Origin of the sequence: Nocardioides gilvus, from assembly GCF_003194605.1 — a bacterium.
Classification (GTDB): Bacteria; Actinomycetota; Actinomycetes; order Propionibacteriales; family Nocardioidaceae; genus Nocardioides; species Nocardioides gilvus.
The window spans coordinates 598284-618904 of record NZ_QHKY01000002.1 but is presented as its reverse complement, the minus strand read 5'-3'; the positions used below and the strand labels follow the sequence as shown (position 1 = coordinate 618904).

19 protein-coding genes are annotated in these 20621 nt (G+C 69.2%); 10 read left to right on the top strand and 9 right to left on the bottom strand.

Features of this window, described 5'->3' with window-relative positions; translation table 11 throughout:
- Positions 1 to 108 precede the first annotated feature (108 nt).
- Both DNK52_RS16430 and DNK52_RS08250 read right to left on the bottom strand, forming a co-directional pair.
- A complete protein-coding gene (locus DNK52_RS16430) occupies positions 109 to 2553 on the bottom strand; it encodes a hypothetical protein (protein ID WP_275426141.1) in 2445 nt (814 codons plus the stop codon).
- Between the two features lie 343 nt (positions 2554 to 2896).
- Positions 2897 to 3328: an SRPBCC family protein gene (locus DNK52_RS08250; RefSeq protein WP_239455456.1), complete on the bottom strand. Its 432-nt coding sequence runs from the start codon at positions 3326 to 3328 to the stop codon at positions 2897 to 2899.
- A gap of 233 nt (positions 3329 to 3561) precedes the next feature.
- On the opposite strand from DNK52_RS08250, the gene DNK52_RS08245 reads away from it, so the two are divergent.
- Positions 3562 to 3957, top strand: coding sequence for a hypothetical protein (locus DNK52_RS08245; RefSeq protein WP_110240473.1), 396 nt, complete (start codon positions 3562 to 3564; stop codon positions 3955 to 3957).
- 117 nt (positions 3958 to 4074) lie between these two features.
- Here DNK52_RS08245 and DNK52_RS08240 read toward each other — a convergent pair whose 3' ends face one another.
- The gene (locus DNK52_RS08240; protein ID WP_204163440.1) at positions 4075 to 4290 is read right to left on the bottom strand and encodes an amphi-Trp domain-containing protein; all 216 of its coding nucleotides are present in this window, start codon (positions 4288 to 4290) and stop codon (positions 4075 to 4077) included.
- 281 nt (positions 4291 to 4571) lie between these two features.
- On the opposite strand from DNK52_RS08240, the gene DNK52_RS16140 reads away from it, so the two are divergent.
- Together DNK52_RS16140 and DNK52_RS08230 are read left to right on the top strand one after the other, a co-directional pair.
- Positions 4572 to 6047, top strand: coding sequence for a hypothetical protein (locus DNK52_RS16140; protein WP_204163439.1), 1476 nt, complete (start codon positions 4572 to 4574; stop codon positions 6045 to 6047).
- A gap of 129 nt (positions 6048 to 6176) precedes the next feature.
- On the top strand, positions 6177 to 6479 hold the full coding sequence (locus DNK52_RS08230; protein WP_110240472.1) for a hypothetical protein: 303 nt from the start codon (positions 6177 to 6179) through the stop codon (positions 6477 to 6479).
- A 72-nt stretch (positions 6480 to 6551) separates the two neighbouring features.
- Here the strand turns inward: DNK52_RS08230 and DNK52_RS08225 are convergent, their stop codons facing one another.
- From DNK52_RS08225 to DNK52_RS08205, 5 genes are all read right to left on the bottom strand, one after another.
- Positions 6552 to 8201, bottom strand: coding sequence for an alpha/beta fold hydrolase (locus DNK52_RS08225; RefSeq protein ID WP_162598690.1), 1650 nt, complete (start codon positions 8199 to 8201; stop codon positions 6552 to 6554).
- A gap of 98 nt (positions 8202 to 8299) precedes the next feature.
- A complete protein-coding gene (locus tag DNK52_RS08220; protein WP_110240470.1) occupies positions 8300 to 9337 on the bottom strand; it encodes a VanZ family protein in 1038 nt (345 codons plus the stop codon).
- Positions 9338 to 9381: 44 nt separating this feature from the next.
- A complete protein-coding gene (locus DNK52_RS08215; RefSeq protein WP_110240469.1) occupies positions 9382 to 9609 on the bottom strand; it encodes a hypothetical protein in 228 nt (75 codons plus the stop codon).
- A gap of 88 nt (positions 9610 to 9697) precedes the next feature.
- Complete coding sequence (locus tag DNK52_RS08210; RefSeq protein WP_110240468.1) at positions 9698 to 10588, bottom strand: sigma-70 family RNA polymerase sigma factor; 891 nt, start codon at positions 10586 to 10588, stop codon at positions 9698 to 9700.
- A gap of 5 nt (positions 10589 to 10593) precedes the next feature.
- Entirely contained in the window at positions 10594 to 12447 is a 1854-nt protein-coding gene (locus tag DNK52_RS08205; protein ID WP_110240467.1) for a class I SAM-dependent methyltransferase, read from the bottom strand.
- A 240-nt stretch (positions 12448 to 12687) separates the two neighbouring features.
- On the opposite strand from DNK52_RS08205, the gene DNK52_RS08200 reads away from it, so the two are divergent.
- Genes DNK52_RS08200 through DNK52_RS08170 form a run of 7 tightly spaced genes read left to right on the top strand, consistent with a single transcriptional unit; the run spans position 12688 to position 19701 of the window.
- On the top strand, positions 12688 to 13656 hold the full coding sequence (locus DNK52_RS08200) for an ABC transporter permease (RefSeq protein ID WP_110240466.1): 969 nt from the start codon (positions 12688 to 12690) through the stop codon (positions 13654 to 13656).
- Complete coding sequence (locus tag DNK52_RS08195; RefSeq protein WP_110240465.1) at positions 13653 to 14564, top strand: ABC transporter permease; 912 nt, start codon at positions 13653 to 13655, stop codon at positions 14562 to 14564. The genes DNK52_RS08200 and DNK52_RS08195 overlap by 4 nt, the downstream gene beginning before the upstream one ends.
- Before the next feature lie 37 nt (positions 14565 to 14601).
- Positions 14602 to 16170 carry an ABC transporter substrate-binding protein gene (locus DNK52_RS08190; RefSeq protein ID WP_110240464.1) on the top strand — a complete coding sequence of 523 codons (1569 nt, stop codon included), beginning with the start codon at positions 14602 to 14604 and terminating at the stop codon, positions 16168 to 16170.
- A 1-nt stretch (position 16171) separates the two neighbouring features.
- Positions 16172 to 17170 (top strand): ABC transporter ATP-binding protein, encoded by a 999-nt coding sequence (locus tag DNK52_RS08185; protein ID WP_110240463.1) that lies wholly within the window; start codon positions 16172 to 16174, stop codon positions 17168 to 17170.
- Positions 17167 to 18237 carry an oligopeptide/dipeptide ABC transporter ATP-binding protein gene (locus tag DNK52_RS08180; protein WP_204163438.1) on the top strand — a complete coding sequence of 357 codons (1071 nt, stop codon included), beginning with the start codon at positions 17167 to 17169 and terminating at the stop codon, positions 18235 to 18237. The genes DNK52_RS08185 and DNK52_RS08180 overlap by 4 nt, the downstream gene beginning before the upstream one ends.
- The gene (locus DNK52_RS08175) at positions 18234 to 18686 is read left to right on the top strand and encodes a DUF3598 family protein (RefSeq protein WP_110240462.1); all 453 of its coding nucleotides are present in this window, start codon (positions 18234 to 18236) and stop codon (positions 18684 to 18686) included. Before DNK52_RS08180 ends, DNK52_RS08175 begins: the two co-directional genes overlap by 4 nt.
- A gap of 4 nt (positions 18687 to 18690) precedes the next feature.
- Positions 18691 to 19701: a nitrilase-related carbon-nitrogen hydrolase gene (locus DNK52_RS08170; RefSeq protein ID WP_110240461.1), complete on the top strand. Its 1011-nt coding sequence runs from the start codon at positions 18691 to 18693 to the stop codon at positions 19699 to 19701.
- Positions 19702 to 19743: 42 nt separating this feature from the next.
- Here the strand turns inward: DNK52_RS08170 and DNK52_RS08165 are convergent, their stop codons facing one another.
- Positions 19744 to 20565, bottom strand: coding sequence for a FadR/GntR family transcriptional regulator (locus DNK52_RS08165; protein ID WP_110240460.1), 822 nt, complete (start codon positions 20563 to 20565; stop codon positions 19744 to 19746).
- Positions 20566 to 20621 lie beyond the last annotated feature (56 nt).

The following is a 20621-nucleotide window of genomic DNA, read 5'->3' as shown; positions in this document are numbered from 1 at the left end:
CGCTGATCAACGCACTGACGCCTGCGTACGTGGGTGGTCAACGCGTGAGGGAGCCCCACCTCCCGGCGGGACTCCCTCACGTTTCAGAGCTCGACAGCGCTCAGATGATCAGACGCTCCGAGTGCGGCGGGGCATCCAGAACAGCACCGCAGCACCGCCCAGGGCGAGCAGGGCGCCCCAGAGGCCCATGGCGAACAGGGCCTGACCGGCACCGGTACGCGGCAGGGTGGTGCCCCCGCTGCCGACGCCTCCCTTGTCGTCGTCGGCGTCGTCCTTCTCCTTGTCGTCCTTGTCCTTGTCGTCCTCGACCGGGTCCGTGGGGTCCGTGGGATCCGTGGGATCCGTCGGGTCCGTGGGGTCCGTCGGGTCCGTGGGGTCCGTGGGGTCCGTGGGATCCGTCGGGTCCGTCGGGTCCGTCGGGTCCGTGGGGTCCGTGGGGTCCGTCGGATCGGTCGGCTCAGCGGCAGCGGCGCTCACGATGATCGGGTCGGTCAGGGTGCACGGGATCTCCGTGGCCATGCCCATTGCCGTCATCGAGAGATCGAAGCCAGAGATCGTCAACCAGTCGCTCGCAGCATTCGCAGGCACCTCCGCCGACATGGTCGGCACGGTGAAGCCAGCCGCCAACGGCGCCGCAGGGCTGATCTCCTGGGTGCCGCTCATCGTGATGGCCTGGCCGCCGTAGGTACCGGTGGCGGTGGCCGAGACGCTGCTCATGGTCACGAACGCAGGAACACCATCGATGCCCGGGAAGTCACCCAGCTCCACGCTGATACGGGTGCCGTCATTCACAGCCACCGCCTCCGCGGTGAAGGGAAGAGTCCAGTCGGCGTACGTGCACTGGATCAGCACCGGGCCACTCGGCTCCGTCGGGTCGACCGGGTCGGTCGGATCCGTCGGGTCCGTCGGGTCCGTCGGGTCCGTCGGGTCGGTTGGGTCCGTCGGGTGGGTTGGGTCCGTCGGGTCTGTCGGGTCCGTGGGGTCCGTGGGTGCGTCCAGGGAGATCACGATCGGCTCGTCCATGACGCAGGGGATCTCGGTGTCCATTCCGAACGCGACCAGGGAGAGGTCCATCTCGGTGATGACCAACTGGGCACCCTCGGCTCCAGCCGGCACAGCGCCGGACAGGGTCGGCAGGGGGAAGCCATTGGCCAGCGGCGTCGCCGGGGCGATGTCGCGCTCACCATTGAGCACGATGGCCTGACCACCGAACGTACCGCGCAGTCCAGCAGTCACCTTGCTCACCGTCACGAACGACGGGACACCGTCGATACCGGGGAAGGAACCCATCTCCATGCTGACCTGGCCGCCGTCAACCGCGGCTGAAACGGTCGGAGTGAAGGGCAGGGTCCAGCTCTGGTACGCGCACTGGATGGTCACAGGCTCGGTCGGGTCCGTCGGGTCCGTGGGATCCGTCGGGTCCGTGGGATCCGTGGGGTCCGTGGGATCGGTCGGGTCGGTCGGGTCCGTGGGGTCCGTCGGGTCCGTGGGATCGGTCGGTTCCGTGGGATCGGTCGGGTCGGTCGGGTCCGTGGGGTCCGTCGGGTCCGTGGGATCGGTCGGGTCCGTGGGATCGGTCGGGTCCGTGGGGTCGGTCGGGTCGACGATTGGCTCAGCAGTGACGTCGACGACGATCGGCTCCGCCACCGTGCACGGAATCGCAGCATCCGAGCGCATCGCCGTGGCCGTCAGACTGAACCCGGTGATCCTCAGCTGGCCACCGTTGGTGTCACCAGGACGCTCGGCCGACATCGTCGGCACGGCGAAACCACCCGACAACGGGGTCGCCGGGTCGATGGTCTGCGTGCCGGTCAGGGTGATCTCCTCGCCACCGTAGGTGGCGGTCGCGGTCGCAACGACCTTGCTCACCGTCACGAACGGCGGCGGACCAGCGATCCCGGGGAAGTCACTCATGCTCACGTTCACCCGACCGTCAGCACCCTCAGCGGTGATCGTCGGGTCGAAGGGCAACGTCCACGACGAGTAGGTGCACTCGATCGGTGCCACCGGCTCGGGCTCGGGCTCGTTCTCCGGAGTGACGTCGACGACGATCGGCTCCGCCACGGTGCACGGAATCGCAGCATCCGAGCGCATCGCCGTGGCCGTCAGGTTGAACCCGGTGATCCTCAGCTGACCACCGTCGATCCCGGTAGGACGATCGGCCGCCATCGTCGGCACGGCGAAACCACCCGACAACGGGGTCGCCGGGTCGATGGTCTGCGTGCCGGTCAGGGTGATCTCCTCGCCACCGTAGGTGGCGGTCGCGGTCGCAACGACCTTGCTCACCGTCACGAACGGCGGCGGACCAGCGATTCCGGGGAAGTCACTCATGTCCACCCGGACCTCACCGTCGGCGGCAACCGCAGTGACAGTCGGGGCGTACGGCAGCGTCCACGACGAGTAGGTGCACTCGATGTCGCCGGTGACGGCCATCGGCGCTGCCGCAGCAGCAGACACGGTGCCGGTCGAAGGCGCCTGGGCAGTTGCCAGACCGACGGGCCCGGCACTCATGACCAGGCCCCCCAACAGCAAGCCTGCTCCGAGGCGCTTCATGAAGGTACGGGAGGCAGGTGCGGACCTGCGGTGGGCGCTCATCGAGTGACCTCACTCGGTAGGGGCTGCAGCGCGCGGAAGGCACCGGGCGCAGCAAACGACTTCGTGGTGGTCAGTGACTCGACTGGTGGCGCTGTCGTCACTGCCGACGATTCTTCTCTCACGGATGCTCCTCAGCGACCCGATCGAGGTGATCGGTCTGCGGATGTCGGTGATGGGTGGGTGGACCTGCGCCCGAGCGCCGGGTGAGACTTGGGTCACCTTACGCGATGATATATTCTCTGCAATAGCGTTCCAGCAAATGGAATGACCCACCCCGCCGGATGGCGCCGATGAGCCGGGGTCAGCCCAGGCGCGCGGCCAGACCCTCGCGGCAGCCGCGCATCATCTGCGCATGGTTCCAGTGCAGCGCCGGGCGCCCCACCTGTGAGGCGAGTGCCAGCCAACCGCTGACCGTCACGTCCTGGTGGAAGTCGAGGCGCGTACGAAGCCCCTCCTCGACCAGGTCGAAGCGCACATGGCCCACGAGGTCGCCCTCCACGTCGACGCGCAGCGTCGGCGCCCGGCGGGTGACGGCCGTCAGGACCAGATCGAGCGTGTAGGGCAGCCGGGAGCGGCACAGCACCCGCGCACGATCCTCACCCAACGCCGCCACGGCCACCACTTGCGGCCACCACTGCGGATAGAACTCCAGGTCTCCCAGCACTGCAGCCACCTCCTCGGGTGGTGCAGCGACGGTCCAGGTTTCGCGGAACTGGTGTCGGGCTCTCAGCACCCGCCCATCCAACAACCCCACGCAAGCGTCGGGATCGCACGCACCGAGGTCTGGCGCTCGGTTTGGCATCTGTGGACACCTCGTCAGAAAAGTTCTGCGCCCCCCCCCCCCGCATCGTCGCTGGTTCGGACCCCGTTCGACCGGGTTTCACCGTCACCGGTGTCTACGACGCGGCCCTCCGGAAATCGCTACCCTGAATCAGTTTGCCCACACACCGAGCAAGGGAACCACCGATGAAGAAGACCCTCACGGCGACGCTTTCCGCCCTGGTGCTGCTGATCGGAGGACTCCTGACCTTCAGCGCCTCCCCGACAGCTGCCGCCCCCACCTGCGACTACAACGTCACCTGTGGGTGGCTGAACCACGTAGAGGACAACGGCTACGACGCACCAATCATCGTCCGGTGCAACTACGGTGATCCGAACTCCGAGCGCCGCGTGGCAGAGGGGGAGCAGTCGTCGAAGTATTGCAAGGACATCGACCAGGTCTACGTCCGCACCAATGAGGAAATCCACTGTCGGAGGGCCGCCCGCACCGGGCAGTGGTACTGGTGGAAGGAGTTCGACGCCCGTGGCTGGCACAAGGTGAACGACACCTGGCGTGAGTCCTGCGTCGTCCAGCGCGACTGATCCACAGTGAAGCGCTGATCACGTACCTGCGGCGACCCCAGACGCGCCGCCTGAGCCGCGCACGCAACTGGGGTCGCCGACCCGCACGGGACATGCCCCCCGAGGGTCACGCAATGGTCACCAGGTGAGCTCGATCTCGACCTCGTTCTCCTCGCCCAGCTCGACCTCGATCTTCAGCTTCACCTCGTCAGGGACGCTGACGGTGAACTTCTTGCCGTGGCGGTTGAACTCGACCGAGTTGTGGCGGTCCAGGGAGTCCGCCAGGTCGCGCAACTTGGCAGCAGCCTCCTCGCGACGCATGGTCTGGGTGTCGTCGATGTCGAACAGGTCCACGAAGGGCTCCTCGGTTGGCGGGTCGGTGTGGTCCTGACGCTACCGGCGTCGGCAACCCACACGCACGCATCACCTTCGCAGGTGAACGCCAGGCTGCGACTCACCATCGAAAAATGCCGGGAGTCTCGCCAATCGACTGCAACGGGTCGCCACTTCGGTGCACGATGTGTACCCAACATGGGGTATGCCATTTCGGGTACACCATGTGGCCAGGTTTCCCACTCTCGGGCCCCCCGACCTGCGAGATCATTCCCTCCCGTACTGGGCAGAAAGCGACGCGCATGCGCACCCCCAAAACTCTCCTCTCCCCCCTCATCGCCGGATTCAGCGTGACGACACTGGTCGCGGCCGGTCTCCTCATCGGCACGGTCTCCGCCACGGCGGACGACGCCGCAGTCAGCACTGAACCGCTGCTCCACCACCCCGGCGGCTGGCAGATCGCCAACACTGAGCTGAACCCCAGCGGGCGCACCGTCGACACCCTCTTCCCGCACGACGGTCGCGTCTTCGTCGGCCACGGTGACTACGACGCCAACTCCGGGACCCTGCCCGTCCTGGACGGGACGGACATCGGTTCGTACGACCCGGCGAGTGGCCAGCACCTCCTCGAGATGTCGGGCTACACGACCGAGGAGGTCAAGGTCTTCCGTGAGATCGACGGCGACCTGTACGCCCCCAACGTCGACCCGACCACCCTCGACGCCGACCAGCCCTACGTCACCAACGCGTCGGGCCAGTGGGGGTATGACGGCGAGCCCATCCCCGACGTGATCCACGTCTTCGACATGGCCAAGCTGGGCGACGAGTGGTTCCTCTTCGGCTCCGCCCGCACCTCCACGTACGGGCAGGCAGGCACCGTCCAGGCCGCAGCGACGATCTGGAAGTCGGCCGACGGCCTGACCGACTGGACCGTGAGCTACCAGGCGCCCGAGACCGCGGCTGACTACGACGGATACGAGCGGTTCTACTGGGGGGCCACCCACGGCGACACCCTGTACGCCGCTGCGACCCAGGGAATCCGCGGGGCCGCGCAGCCGATGCTCCAGTACCGCGACGGCGTCTGGTCCGAGGCCCCCGTCGCGACGCCGGCCGGCGGCTGGTTGCCAAACGTCGACGCCCAACGGGTCATCTCGACCGAGCACGGCATCGCGTTCGCCATCGACGAGGAGGTGGCCCTCTTCGACGGCACCTCCTTCTCCAGCATTCCCCTGGGTGAAGGCACCTACATGTCGCGGGCCGCGCCCGGCGACGACGGTCACCTGTACGTCCTCGACTCCAACCTCGCCGTCAGCCGCATCGACGTGTCCGCCAGGACGGTCACGACCGTGTGGCAGGGCGGAGAGTTCGACCTCTTCTTCGTCACCGCCATGACCTTCGCCGACGACACCCTCCACTTCGCCGGTCGCGAGCCCGGCTCGACCGGGAACACCATGTTCACGGTCGCGCTGCCCCCAGCGCCGACCGACCCCGAGGAGCCGGTCGACCCTGAAGAGCCGGTCGACCCTGAAGAGCCGGTCGACCCCGAAGAGCCCGTCGACCCGGAGGAGCCGGTTGACCCGGAGCCGCCCGTCACGTCGCCCGGGACCCCGCACGGCCCCAAGCCAGGTAAGGGCCACGCGCACGGCCCCAAGCCGGGCAAGGGCCACGCTCACGGCCCCAAGCCGGGCAAGGGCCACGCTCACGGTCCCAAGCCCACCAAGCCCGCCCCGCCCGCCAAGCCCGTGAAGCCCGCTCCTCCCGGCCACTCCAAGAAGTAGCCGACTCGTCACGATCATCCGAACGCCCACCGTCAGCCCCGCTGACGGTGGGCGTTCGGCGTCCTGCCCGACCACCGCGCAACCCCGTCCCGGCCGTAGGCTGCAACGCACCAACGCAGAGGAGCACCCATGACGGCGAGCCGTACCGCGCGGGAGAAGAAGGCGGGTCTCCAGGCCGGCCCCCTGGCCCGCGTCAAGATCGATCTCGACCAGGACCAGCAGTTCGTCTACAAGATCGCTTGCACCCAGTGCGTGTCGGCTGGCGACCGACCGTGGTCGGTCTACCGTACGGGCGGCGACAACGGTTTCATGGCGGCCATGGACCGCTGGATCTTCCACCTGGTCGAGAAGCACCCCGACGCCGAAGCTCCCTGCCTGGCCTTCCTGCCCGAGGCCCAGCAGCGGCTGCACGAACGGCGCGAACAGGCCTGAAGGGGGGGCGCCGACCCGATGGTCGACGCCCCCACCACCGCCCACCGGGCAGCGTTCTTCACCGACCCGCGATCACCGCCTGGACGACTGGGCCTGCTCGAGGCCCTCACGCAGGTCCGCCGGCATGCGGTCGCTGACACCCTCGGGCGCCGTCGAAGGTGCCGAGCTGCGCAGACCCGCGGGCGCGGGCGCGTCGGGAGCGGGCACCGGCTCGCAGAGCTGGTCACTGCGGTTGCGGCCGCGCTTGCGCTCGGGCAGGACCCCGGTGTCGAGGAACGACGCGACGGTGTCGTCGACGCACGCGATCCCGGAGAGCGAGCCCGAGTGGGTGGTGCCACCCACGCCCTCGATCAGGTACGACGTCCGGAACCGCTTGCGCGTCGCCAGCGCACCGCTGAAGACGGTGGCGGCGTCGTAGGTCTCACCGATCATCAGGATGGGCGACTTCACCTTCGAGCCGTTCACCTTGAACTGCTTGCCCGACCGTGCGGGCCAGGTCAGGCACGGGGCGTTGTACCAGGTGTTGCCCCAGGTCAGGAACGGGTACTTGCGGTGCAGCATCCACGCGTCCCACTTGGTCTTGCGCCAACCGGGCCACGGAGCGTCGGTGCACTGCACGGCGTTGTAGACGGCGTAGCCGTTGTCGTCACCCGGGCCGCCGTAGAACGACAGCAGCTCATCGCCGTCACCGGTGTTGACGAGCGTCGCGTAGGCCTGACCGATCTCGACCCAGCCGTAGACGTAGTAGGCAGCGCTGAGCATCGAGTCGTCCAACTCGTCGGGCCCGAGCCGGCCGTCGGCCGCAGGTTGCCGGTCGAGCTGCTTGCGGAGGCGGTAGTAGCCCCGCTTGATCTCACGCCAGTCAGTGCCGAGGCCGAAGGCCGCGTCGTTGTCGGCCAACCACTTGAAGTACGTGTCGAGGTTCTTGTCGAACTGCACGTTCTGCTCGAGGTTCGCCTCGTAGAAGGCCTTCTTCGCGTCGAGGACGCCGTCCCAGACGAAGTTGCCGACCCGCTTCGGGAAGAGGGTGGCGTAGACCTGACCGAGGTAGGTGCCGTAGGAGAAGCCGTAGTAGTTCAGCTTCTTCTGGCCCACCGCCGCGCGGATGGCATCGAGGTCACGCGCCGCGTCCTCCGTACGCATGTGCGGCAGGAGCTCCTTGGCCGCCGACCTGCCGCACGCCCGGGCGTACCCCTCAGTGGTCTTCTTCCACCAGCGGAGATCGGCCAGACGCTTCGGCACGTAGTTGGGCCGGTCGTAGCCGGCGCCGGCGTAGTCGGGGTCGCAGCTCAGCGCCGGGACGCTGCTGCCGACGCCGCGCGGGTCGAAGCCGTACCAGTCGTACTTGGCTCCGACGCCGTCGGGGATCGCGCCGCCGAGCACGGAGTAGATCAGGCCGGAGCCACCGGGGCCGCCGGGGTTGACCGCGATCATGCCCTTGTAGTCAGGGTCAGTGTGGAGCACGCGGCTGACCGCGATCTGGATCTTCTCTCCGCGCGGACGGTCCCAGTCGAGCGGGACGTCGACCAAGGCGCACTCGGCGCCGGCGCTCACCAGCCGCGGCGTCGTGCATTCGCCCCAGTCGGGCGCGGGCGGGGTGTACGAACCAGGGGAAGGACCACCACGGTCCTTGCCGGCGGGTGCTGCCTGAGTGGCTCCCACGGGCGCCAGCAAGCTGGCTGCCATGAGCACTGACGCCACGATCGTCAGTCTTCTCTTCACTGCTCCACCTCCCGAGAATGACCGGGAGGGTCCCGACCAAGACTGAGACTGCACCCGAATCAGGGCTCGCGTAAACCCCCTCGCGCGGACCAGTTCCCTCAGGTGCGCAATCGCAGTCCGGCGAGCCAGTTCGACAGGCCCACGTGACCTGGTGGCAGCGTGCCCAGCACCGTGACGACGAGAAACGCCGGCAGGGCCCACGCGGGTCCGTCCCAGGCCGCCAGCGCAATGAAGCCGCCCACGCCGAGCACGTACTTGCCGAGGCGACTGAGGAGCACCAGCCTCGGTCGCAGCGCCTCCGTGCGCAGCGCGACCGTCCACTCACCCAGGGTGCGTCCCGCTCCGATCACCACGAGCCCCTGAAGGGCGGCCGCCACCGTCCAGCCGAGCCACGCCTCCAGGCGCCCCCCGAGAGCGGCCTCGTCGCCGGGGCCGTACTGGTGCCAGACCCGGAAGGCGACGCTCACCGCGACGCTGGTGCCCACGGTCCACAGCAGGTCACAGACCAGGCCCATCCAGCGCCGGCCGAGGGTGACGTGCGCGGGCCGGGCGGGAACGCGCCCCGTCCCCCCCGAGCGACCGCTCACCAGGGCGATCGAGAGGATCGAACCGATCACGGCACCTGCGGTGTTGGTCATCAGGTCGTCGAGCTCGAAGAAGCGGTAGGCGCAACGGAAGATGCCCCACACGCCTGTCAGCTGGGTGGCCTCGATGAGCAGCGAGGTGGTGAACCCCATGACCGCTGCGACGAAGATGCCTCCGCCCAGCACGCGACGTACGAAGTAGCCGAACGGCACGAAGAGGGCGACGTTGAGGGCGGTCTGCCAGAAGTAGGCGTTGGAGGCGAGGAGCTGCGGGGTGCGTACGCCGTTGGCGCGCAACTCCCGGAAGGACTGGAAGGGCTCGAGGATCGGGCTGGCGCACGTGTAGTCGACGGTGGCCGGGAAGGGCACCAGCGTGTACGTCCACAGCGCGACCCCGTAGACCCCCGCCGCGAGCAGCACCACCAGCGCGCCGAAGGTCATCTCGCCGCGACGCCGGTAGAGGACGGCAGCGACCGGCACGAGCAGCAGGACGGCCACGATGGAGCCGATCACCACCGCGATCAGTCCGTTGGTCCACTGCTGTGAGGTCACGCGACGAGGTTAGGCGGCGTGACCCCACGCCCTGCTCCCCCGGGTCAGTCCTCGGGCAGGTCGGCGAACGCCTGCTGCATGTCGCGGTACCACCCGAGCGACTTCTTGGGGTGCAACCAGCGACCCTTCATGTCCTTGCGGGCGGGCTCGTGCGCCTCGTCGCCGATGGTCTTGAGGTGCTTGTCCTGGGCGGCGATCACGTCATCGGCAGTCTCGCCGCGGTGTGCCAGGTCGCAGGGGCCGCCGAGCTGCTGGCAGGTCATGGTCTTCATGGTGATTCCTCCGTGGATCGGTTCTCTGCTCTGTCTCTGCTCCGTTGACGATCGGCACTGTCCGGATGTGACCGGGTCTTCTCGGTGCTCAGGGCCGACGGGCTCCTCCGTCGCGGCGTACGACCCGGGTCAAGGTCTCCGGGTCGGCGCGGAAGGTGATCGCCTGCACCCGCCCGTCGGCGACCGTGAAGTCGAAGACCACCCTGGCCTCGCCGCGGTGGAACCACGCCGAGCCGGGGGCGTCTGCGACGAAGACCGGGAGGGCGGCGTGGGCCGAGCCGTTGAAGAAGGCCGCCACGTCGTCGCGTCCGTCGATGTGCGCAGGCGTGCCGGCTTCGGCGGCGGCCTCGTCGGCGCGTACGACCGCGTCGGGGGCGAGCAGGGTGAGCAGCCGGGCGAAGTCTCCCTCGCGCGCCGCAGCCATGAAGGCATCGACGACCTCCCACTCGGCGAGTGCGTCGGCGGCGGCCGGTTGCGCCACCTTCGCACGGGCCCGCGAGGCCAGTTTGCGGGCTGCGCCCGGTGTCGTGTCGAGCACGGCAGCGATCGTCGAGAACTCGAAGCCGAAGCTGTCGTGGAGCACGAAGGCGACCCGTTCGCTCGGGGTGAGGCGGTCGAGCACCACGTGCAGCGCGGCGCCGACGGCATCTGCCAGCGCGGCGTGGTCAGCGGGATCGGCGGGCGTCGTCGAGACGCCTGAGCCGAGCGGCGAGCCCGCGAGCAGGTGGTCTTCGGTGATCTCTCCGTCGGGTCGGGGCGTACGCGACTTGAGCCGGTCCAGGCAGAGCCGCGAGGTCACCGTGGTCAGCCAGGCGGGCAGCGAGTCGACGGCCTCCGCGACCCGATCCAGACGCAACCACGCCTGCTGGACGACGTCCTCGGCCTCGGCGTGGTCGCCCAGCATGCGGGTCGCCAGGGCGACCAGGCGAGGTCGCTCGGCCTCGAAGGCGTCGACGTCCCCGTCCGGTCGTTCAGCCATGAGGGCTACTGGGTGATCGGGGCCGTCGGGCCGTCCAGGCGGGCCAGCACCCGGAACGCGCTGCCGGGAGTGTCCTCGCCCTTCGGGCCGCTCACCTGGGCCACGAGCGCAGCGGCCGTGGTCGCCGGGATCGCTGCTGCCAGCGTCGCGACCCGTGCCGCCCGGTCGGCCACCGTGGGACGACGTCGCCACGGCATCCAGGGACGCGGCACCACGTGACCGGCGGCGAACCAACCGGCGGCCACGGTGTCGAGACCGGGGACCGGCTTGGCGCGATAACGGTCCAGCACGGTGAAGCCGCGCTCCACCAGGGCTTCCTCCAGTCGACCGATCGAGATGAACTGCTGGTGCTGGGGCTGGAGCCACGGCATCCAGTAGCGGCCCAGGACACGCCCCGTCGGCGACTCCGGGTCAGGCACCTCGATCATCAGCAGGCCACCGGGCCGGAGCGCGGTCACGGCGGCGTCGAGCTCCTCGGCAGGCTCGCGGGTGTGCTCGAGATAGTGGTGCATGCTCACCACGTCGAACTGGCCAGCGAGCTCGGGGGCGACGTCGGGGAACTGACCCCGGTAGGCGCGGTCGATCCAGCCACGGTCAGCGGCCTCGTCGATCACGTCGCCCAGGTCGAGGCCCTCGAAGGAGGTCTCGGGGAACTGGTCGCGCGCGATCAGGCAGAAGTGCGCGTGCCCGCTGCCCACGTCCAGCCACCGCTCGGGGGAGGGATCGACGGCGTGCACCATGGCGGCGCGGCCCTCGTACTCGGACCGCTCGGAGGCGAAGAGTCGCTCCATCTCGCTGCCGCCGAAGCCGTCGTAACAGTCCTTGTAGTAGAAGTCGAGGCCCTCGGGCGAGAGGCGCGGGTTCTGGAAGACGTGGCCGCAACTGCCGCACTCGTCGAGCCGGAAGGTGCCCGGCTTGTGCTGGATCAGGTCGGGCGTGGTGAGCAGGCAGCTGAGCTCCGTCGAGCCACACCACCGGCACTTGTCCACCGGCGCCTCGAAGAAGCGGTCGGTCCCCAGGGCGATCTCTGCCGCGTACTCGGGGCGAAGTGCGTCGGACAGCTCGAGGGACCGCGCCCGCGGGGCCTCTGCACGCAGCAGCCCGGCCAGGCGTCCGACCTCGCGCACCCAGCGGGTGGCGCTCTGTCGGGCCAGGTCACGCGGCGCCAGACCACCCGGCTTGCCGCGCAGCACGAGCGCCGGCTGCAGTTCGTAGGCAGCCAACGCGGCCAGACCTGTGCGCCGCGACGTCAGCGCGCCCGCGCCGAGCACGGCCATCTGGGCGGCGAAGGCCGTCAGGTTGATCGTGCCGTAGCGGTCGAAGAACGTACGCTGCGCCTCCAGCTGCTCGTCGGGCGACAGGTCGACGGCGCGCTCGGCCCAGGCCACCACGAGGTCGCTGCTGCGCGGAGCGAACCGCTTCAGTTGACGTACGGCGTCGATCAGCGCCGCGGGCGAGACCGGACCCGTGGGCACCCCGGCGCGCTCGGCAACCTCCTCGCGGACGACCAGGGCATGTCCGGCCGTGCGCCCCTGGGTCAACGGGTCACTGCGGTACTTCGCCGGGTCCACCTGACCGAGCAGCTCCAGCGCCCGGGCGACCGGCAGGTCGGCGGGGACCAGGTCGAGGGCGTCCATGTCGTGCTCGGTCGCCCAGGCCACGGCTGCGGGGAGCGTGTCGGGGTGCAGCTCGACTCCGGTCGCAGCGATGACGCGCCAGCCGTCGGTGTCGACGGTGCCGGCAGTCACCGGCGTGAGCGCGGACAGGTTGAGCGCCCGTCCGCGCAGGTTGCGCGCGTTGAGGGCGAGGCCCGCAGCGGTCAACGTGCTGAGGACGGGAAGTGCGCGGACCTTCGGCATGCAGCCTGCTCCTGAGGTGGGCGAGAAGTTGCCCGACGGTAACGGCTCAAGAGGCGGGCCGGTAGGGACACGTGCCGAGGTCTCCGGGAGTGAGACGCCGTGCCGACGAAACGTGCACGGAATCCGGCTGGGCCGGCCCTTTCGCCATTTGTCCGACTTTCTTCCCACCCGACAAAATGTCTCCTAACGTGACCGAAACCACGTTCCACAAAGCGGAACAAGTCCTGAGAGGGGGAGAACATGCTGTCCTACGCGATAAGACGCGCCGGTGGCGCCGCAGTGGTCCTCCTGCTCGTGCTCACCATGGTCTTCCTGATGCTGCACGCGGCGCCGGGTGGCCCGGAGACCGCCTACCTGGGCAACAACCCCACCCCCGAGAAGCGTGCCGCGGTCCTGGCGCAACTCGGTCTGGACCGCCCGCTCTGGGCCCAGTACCTGACCTTCGTGGGCAGCATCCTGACCCTGGACCTCGGCAGCTCGCTCACCACCGGCACCCCCGTCTCGGAACTCCTGGCCGACCGCATGCTGGTGACGCTCGAGCTCGGCCTGGTGGCCTTCGTCGTCTGGACCGCGATCGGCATGCTGGCCGGCGCTCTCGCCGCCGCCCGCCGCGGCCGCGCGCTGGACGCCGTGGTCCGGGTCGGCAGCGTCGTCGCCCTCTCGGTGCCGAGTTTCTGGCTCGGCCTGATCCTGGTCCTCGTCTTCGGCCTGTACGTCCCCGGCGTGCTGCCCAGCTCCGGTTGGGCCACCTGGGACGAGGGCGTGGGTGAGCACCTGCGGTCCATCGTCCTGCCCGCCTTCACCCTCGGCATCAGCGCGGCCGGCGTCATCGCCCGCACCCTGCGTACGTCGATGATCGAGGCCCTGGACGCTGACCACGTCACCTTCGGGAGGTCGCTCGGCCTCAACGAGCGCACGATCCTCTCCCGGATCGCGCTGCGCAACGCAGTGATCCCGACGGTCACCGTGATCGGCATGATGCTCGGCACCTTCATCGGCGGCGCCGTGCTGATCGAGAACGTCTTCAACGTCCCCGGCGTCGGCCAGCTGGTGGTGAGTTCCTTCCTCGCCCACGACTACCCGGTGGCGATCGCGGCCACCGTGTGGACCGCGGGCACCTTCCTGGTCGCCACCCTGGTGGTCGACCTCCTCTACTTCGCCATTGACCCGCGCATTCGGGCCCAGTTCCTCGAGAGGTCGACGCGATGAGCTCTCTCTCCACGTCGCTGCGCGCTGCCCAGCGTCCCCGTCGGCTGGCTCGGCTCCGCCTGCTCAAGCGCCCCCACCTCAGCGGTCTGGGATGGGTCGGGCTGGCCTTCGTGATCGCCTTCTGCCTGCTCGCGCTCCTCGGCCCCCTGATCTCACTCGACCCCAACGAGCGGACGGGTGGCGCGCTCGAGGCCCCCGGCGCCGACCACTGGTTCGGCACCGACGACCTGGGTCGCGACGTCTTCGCCCGTACGGCGGTCGGCGCGCGACTCTCCCTCTTCGTCGCGCTGGGCAGCGTCATCGGAGGACTGGTGGTGGCGGTGCCGATCGGTCTGCTCGCCGGCTACCGCGGCGGCACCCGGCTCGACAACGTCCTGATGCGGATCATGGAGGCGCTCCAGGCGCTGCCCGTCTTCATCCTGGCGCTCTTCGTGGTCGGCATGACCGGCACCGGCTCGTCGGAGTTCGGCCCGCTCACGCTCACCCCGGAGATCAAGGTCATCGCGCTGCTGGCCGTCTCCTTCCTCCCCTTCTTCGCCCGGGTCACCCGCGCGGCGACCCTGGTCGAGGTGCAGCAGGAGTACGTCGACGCGCTGCGGGTCGTCGGCGTCCCGCGCCGACACATCCTCTTCGGCGAGCTGCTTCCCAACGTCATCCCCCCGGTCCTGGTCCAGGGCTTCCTGTGGGTCGGCATCGCGGTCTTCGCCGAGAGCGCACTCAGCTTCCTCGGCCTGGGCATGCAACCGCCACAGGCCAGCCTGGGCAACCTGCTCTCCGACGCGACGAACTCACTGATGATCGGCGGCTGGTGGCTCTCGGTGCTGCCCGGTCTCGCGATCCTGCTCGTCACGATCGGCATCAATCTTCTCGGGGACGAGGTCGAGCGTCTGCTCTCGGGACGGCGCTGACGTCTGCCTGCTCCATCCACCCACACCAGGAGAATCCATGAAGGCAACAACCTCCAAGTCGTCCTACCGGCGCCTCATCACAGGAGTCGGTGTCGCCACGGCGTCCCTGCTCTTGGCGAGCTGCGGATCAGGATCATCCGAGTCCGACGACAAGTTCGACGGCGACCCGGTCGAGGGCGGCAACGTGGTCTTCGGGATGCCTGCCGTCTCCGACTACGTCAACCCGCTGGTGGCCACCACCAACGCCCTCGCGTGGGTGACCGACCCGATCGTCGAGACCCTCTACACCCCCGGCGACGACTCGAAGCCGCTGCTCGCCGCCGCCGAGCCCGAGATCTCGAAGGACGGTCTGACCTGGACCATCGATCTCGCCGAGGGCATCACCTTCTCCAACGGTGACCCGCTCACCGCCGACCACGTCGCAGCCGTGATCAACCACGTCGCCAACCCGGCGGCGTACACGGACTGGACCAGCTACTTCGCCTACTTCGTCAAGGACGCGAAAGCCAAGAGCGACAGCACCGTCGAGATCAACCTGGCGATGCCGTACGGCGTGCTGCGTTCGCACCTCAACAACCTCCCGATCATCCACAAATCGGTGCTCGAGAAGAACGACACCACCATCGGCACGGGCCCCTTCGAGCTCGGCGAGGTCACGCAGGGCCAGTCGGTCAAGCTGACCCGCAACGACGAGTACCGCGAGGAGTACGACGGCCCCGAGACGCTGGAGTTCCGCGCGATCCCCAACGCGGGCACCCGCCTGGTCAACCTGCGTGAGGGCAAGATCGACGTGATGACCGACGTGCCGGCCAGCAACGTCGCGACCCTCGACAAGGACGACTCGCTCAACGTCGAGGTCGTCGACGCGCCGATCTCGGTGCTGACCTTCTTCAACGCCACCAAGGCTCCCTTCGACGACATCCGGGTCCGCCAGGCACTCGCCCACGCCATGGACCGTGAGGGCGTCTCCGAGTTGGTCTACGCCGACACCGCACCCCCGGCCCAGGGTCCTGCCGGCCCGGCGCTGGACGCGCACGACGACGAGCTCGACCTCTACTCCGCCGCCCCTGACGTGGAGAAGGCCAAGGAGCTGCTCGCCGAGGCCGGCCTCGAGGACGGCTTCGAGTTCAAGCTCTCCATCAGCAACTCCTCCGACGCCACGGTCAAGATGGCCGAGGTGCTCGCCCAGGGCTGGGAGAAGGCCGGCATCAAGGCCACGATCGACAGCACCGACGCCGGCACCTGGGCCGCCAACTGGGTCAAGGGTGACTACCAGATGTCGATGACGAGCTTCGTCACCGGCGTCAGCGCCGGCGACAGCGCCTTCCCGCTCTTCACCTCGTACGCGTCGTCGAACTCCATGAACTTCGGCTACAAGAACGAGGAGGCCGACCGCCTCATGGGTGAGGCCTGGGCGACCACGGACCCGGCCGAGCGCGCCGACCTGAGCCGCCAGGTGAACAAGATCCTCGCCGAGGACGCCATCGCGATCCCGCCGGTCTACCCGCGCATGATCATCGCGCAGCGCACCGACGTGACCGCTCTGGACGCCGACCAGATGGCTCTGGGTCGCCTCGACGCAGCAGCACTGCGACGTCTGGGCTGACATGAGGACTGTCGTTGAACTCCCAGCCGGCCAGGCCGGTGACACGGGTGCCGGACCCCTCCTCGAGGTGAGCGGTCTCGACGTCACCTACCGCACCGCGAGGGGCCTCCTGCCCGCCGTACGGGACGTCTCGTTCCGGGTGGAGCGGGGCGAGGTCTTCGGCCTCGTCGGTGAATCCGGATCCGGCAAGAGCAGTCTCGTCACTGCACTGATGCGGCTGCTGCCGCGCGGGTCCGAGATCACGGCCGACCGGCTGGAGTTCGACGGCACGGACCTGCTCACGATGCCCGAGTCCCGGATGCGCAGGTTGCGTGGCCGGGAGATCGGACTGGTCCCCCAGCGTCCGATGACCTCCCTCTCGCCGGTGACGCCGGTCGCAGCCCAGCTGCGCCGGCTCACCGGTGGGGAGGTCGACGACGCCCGGTTGCACGAGCTGCTCACCGACGTCGGTCTCGGCGGCCTGAAGGCACGCCTGGGCGACTACCCCTTCCAGTTCTCCGGCGGCCAGCTCCAACGGATGCTGATCGCCGTCGCGGTGCTGGCCCGCGAGCCCTCGCTGGTGCTGGCCGACGAGCCGACCACGACCCTGGACGCCACGGTCCAGGCCCAGGTCCTGCGTCTCCTGCTCGACCTGCGCGAGCGTCTGGGCAACACGGTCCTGCTCGTCACCCACGACCTCGGAGTCGTGGCCCAGGTCTGCGACCGGGTCGGGGTCATGTACGGCGGCCGGCTGGTCGAGGTGGCGCCGACACGTCAGCTCTTCGAGGACCCGCAGCACCCCTACACCCGTGCCCTGCTCGCCGCGATGCCCAGCAACCAGGCACGAGGTGAGCGGCTGCGGCCCATCCCCGGCACCGTCAGCGGCGCGCAGTTGCTCCCCGGTTGTCCGTTCGCGCCCCGGTGCGACCGGGCCACCGCCCTCTGCTGGGAGGTCGACCCGGAGCCGACCGAGCACGCCGGCCGCACCGTACGTTGCCACCATCCCGGGAGCCCCGCATGACCACGACAGCAGTCACCGAGTCCAGCACCGAGACCCCGCTGGTCCACGTCGAGGGCCTGGTCAAGCACTACCCCATGCGCGCGAAGAAGCGGCTGGGTGGGCGACGCGAGCCCGGCGCCGACGCGCAGGTGGTGCACGCCCTCGACGGCATCGACCTGCAGGTCCGTCAGGGGGAGTCGGTGGCGCTGATCGGCGAGTCCGGGTGCGGCAAGTCCACGGTCGCCAAGGTGCTGGTCGGTCTCGTCCGGCCGACCGGTGGCCGGGTCCGCGTCGGCGGCCACGACGTCGTACCGGTGACGACGCACGACCCCGCTGCTCGCCGCCGCGTCCAGCTCGTCTCGCAGAACCCCTGGTCGGCCCTGAACCGCGCCCGCAGCGTCAAGCACATCCTCTCCCAGCCGATCGTCCTGCACGGTCGGGCGTCGGGGAAGGAGGCCGTCGCGCAGCGGGCCGCCGAGCTGCTGGAGATGGTGGGCCTGCCCCCCGAGTACCTGAGCCGTCGCCCCCGCGACCTGAGCGGGGGTGAGCTCCAGCGCGTCACCGTCGCCCGGGCCCTGGCGGCCGAGCCCGACGTACTCATCCTCGACGAGCCCACGGCGAGCCTCGACGTCAGCGTCAAGGCCACCCTGGTCAACCTGCTCTCCGACCTGCGGGCCGAGCTGGGGCTCACGTACGTGCTGATCACCCACGAGCTCGACATCGCCCGGCACCTGGCTGATCGGGTGGCCGTCATGTACCTCGGCGAGATCGTGGAGAGCGGCTCAGCCGAGCAGGTCTTCGGTGACCCGGAGCACCCGTACACCCGGGCACTGCTGGCCGCGGCGCCGACCGAGCTGGTCATCGGGCGACTCCACGGCGACGGCCTGACGGGTGAGGTCCCCTCGGCGATCGACGTGCCGACGGGCTGCCGCTTCCACACCCGCTGCCCGATGGTCGCCCCTGCCTGCACCACCGAGACTCCCGCGCTGCAACGCCGACCCGACGATCGGGTCGTGGCCTGTCTGCGCATCGAAGAGCTGGTCGGCGACAACGCCCCCGGCACCACCACCGGAAGGAACCTGACATGAACGCCTGGGACAAGGAATTCCCCATCCTCAGCCGTCACATCGGCGAGTGGGAGGGCGAGTACGTCCACCTCGACCCCGACGGCAAGGAGATCGACCGTCACGCCTCGCACCTGCGCATGTGGGCCCCCGAGGACGGCTCCTGCGACATCAAGCAGATCAACACCTACACCTGGCCCGACGGGCGCCAGGAGGCCGTCGAGTTCCCCGGGATCCTCGAGGGCAAGGACGTCACCTTCGAGACTGACCGGATCACCGGCCACATGCACCAGAGTGACGAGCAGACCATCTTGTTGACCTGGACCTACAAGGAGCTCCTCAAGGAGGGCAACTACCTCTACGAGATGATCCAGCTCAGCAAGGACGGCCAGCAGAAGGTGCGCACGTGGCACTGGATGGAGGACGACCGGATCGTTCGCCGCACCGTCATCCGCGAGCGCAAGATCGCCTGACGAGATGACCGACCTAGGCCCCGGCCACTACCCCACTGCTCCCCTGGCGAAGGACGCCTGGACCCTCGGCGTGGTCCAGTCCCGGATCCACCCGGCTGCCGACAGCGCGGAGATGGACGACAACCTCGCCCACATGCTCCACCTGATCGACAACGCCTACCACTACGGCGCGGGCCCGGACCTGCTCTTCTTCCACGAGTTCCCGATCAGCGGGTGGGACCTGTGGACCCGCGAGGAGGCCCTCGAGCGTTGCATCACCCTCGACGGCCCCGAGGTCGCGGCGATCGCCGCGAAGGCCAAGCAGTACGGCGCCCACATCGCGTTCGGGGCGTACGTCAAGGACCCGGACTGGCCGGGGCACGTCCTCAGCCTGACCAACCTGATGGGCCCTGACGGGGAGATGATCGCGAGCCACTGGAAGGCCCGCAACGTGCGCGGACTCTTCCCCAACTTCGAGCTCTTCACCACCACCATCTACGACGTCCTCGACGAGTACGTGGCCAAGTACGGCGCCGACGCCGTGCTGCCGGTCGCGAAGACCGCGCTGGGCAACATCAGCCTGTCGTCGACCCAGTTGGAGCCGGAGTTGATGCGGGCCCTGGCGATCAAGGGGGCCGAGGTCATCCTGCGTACGGCCAGCGGCAGCTTCACCGAGGTCGACGTCGCCTCGACGGCGCTGCACAACCGCGTCTACGTGGCAGTCGCCAACAACGCGCTGCTGCTGCGCAAGGGTCCCTACTTCGAGGACACCGGTGCGGGTGGCTCCGCGATCTACGGACCGGACGGCAAGGTCGTCGTGCGGGCGGAGAGCAAGCACGAGACGCTCATCCAGGCCCGGATCCCGATCGCGGACTTCCGCGCCCGCCACCTGCCCCCGGACATCCACTGGGACCTCTACCGCGAGGTCTTCGCCGGGTACGTCAGCCGGTTCCCGCCGAACCTCTTCGCCCAGGCCCAGCCGGCCAGCCTGGTCGAGACGGCGGGCTACATCGCCGAGCACGACCGCTGGAGCTGAGACCCACCGGACTCCGCGAGGCGGGTCACGCGGGTCGTCCCGTCATTCCGCGGCGTTCAGGGCTCGTTCCTGGGCGCCGCGGAACACCGCGAAGGTGAGTTCCATCAGACGGGCGCAGGCTGCCTCGGCGCCGTCCTCGTCGTGGGCCCGGAGCAGGTCCAGCAGGACACGGTGCTGGGCTGCGGTGTCGGTGTTGATGAAGTGGTGGTAGCGCTGGAAGTCAGGCATCCGCAGGCACGCGTGGACGGTGCCGGCCAGGCGGGAGAGCATGTCGTTGCCCGATCCGAGGTAGAGCAGCCGGTGGAAGGCGGTGTCCGCCTCGATCATCAGCTTCGAGTCGTTGGCGTGCGTGGCCATCTCGATGCGTTCCGTCGCCCGGGTGAGCTCGTGCAGCACGTGCGCTGGGGCCGAGATCGCCGAGAGGCGGGCGGCCAGGGGCTCCAACCGGCCGCGGAGCTGCAGTGACTCCTCCATCTGGGTGAAACGCCACGGACCCGACGATCGCCAACGGATCACCTGCTCGTCGAGCAGCGCCCACTCGCTGGAGTCGGTGACCGCGGTGCCCGTACGTTGCCGGGCCCGGACCATGCCCTTCGCCGCCAGGGTGCGCAGGCACTCACGTACGAGCGAGCGCGAGATCCCGAACTCCGCACTGATCCGGGCGGGGTCGATGAGCCCGGTCATCTCTCCCCCGGCGATCCGGGTGCCGAGCTGGTCGACCACCCGGCCGTGCATGCTGGCCGTGTCGGAGGGATCGGGCGGGAGGCTCTTCGTGGAGGTGGTGGCCCTGACGGAGCGCACCCGCTCCGCAGCCCGGGCCGCGGCTGTCGCCGCCGAGCCTGGCCAAGTCGCGCGGACCGTCATCTGGCCCCTTCCTCATGCGAGGTGTCTCACCGGACCTGGAACTATATTCCATCTTG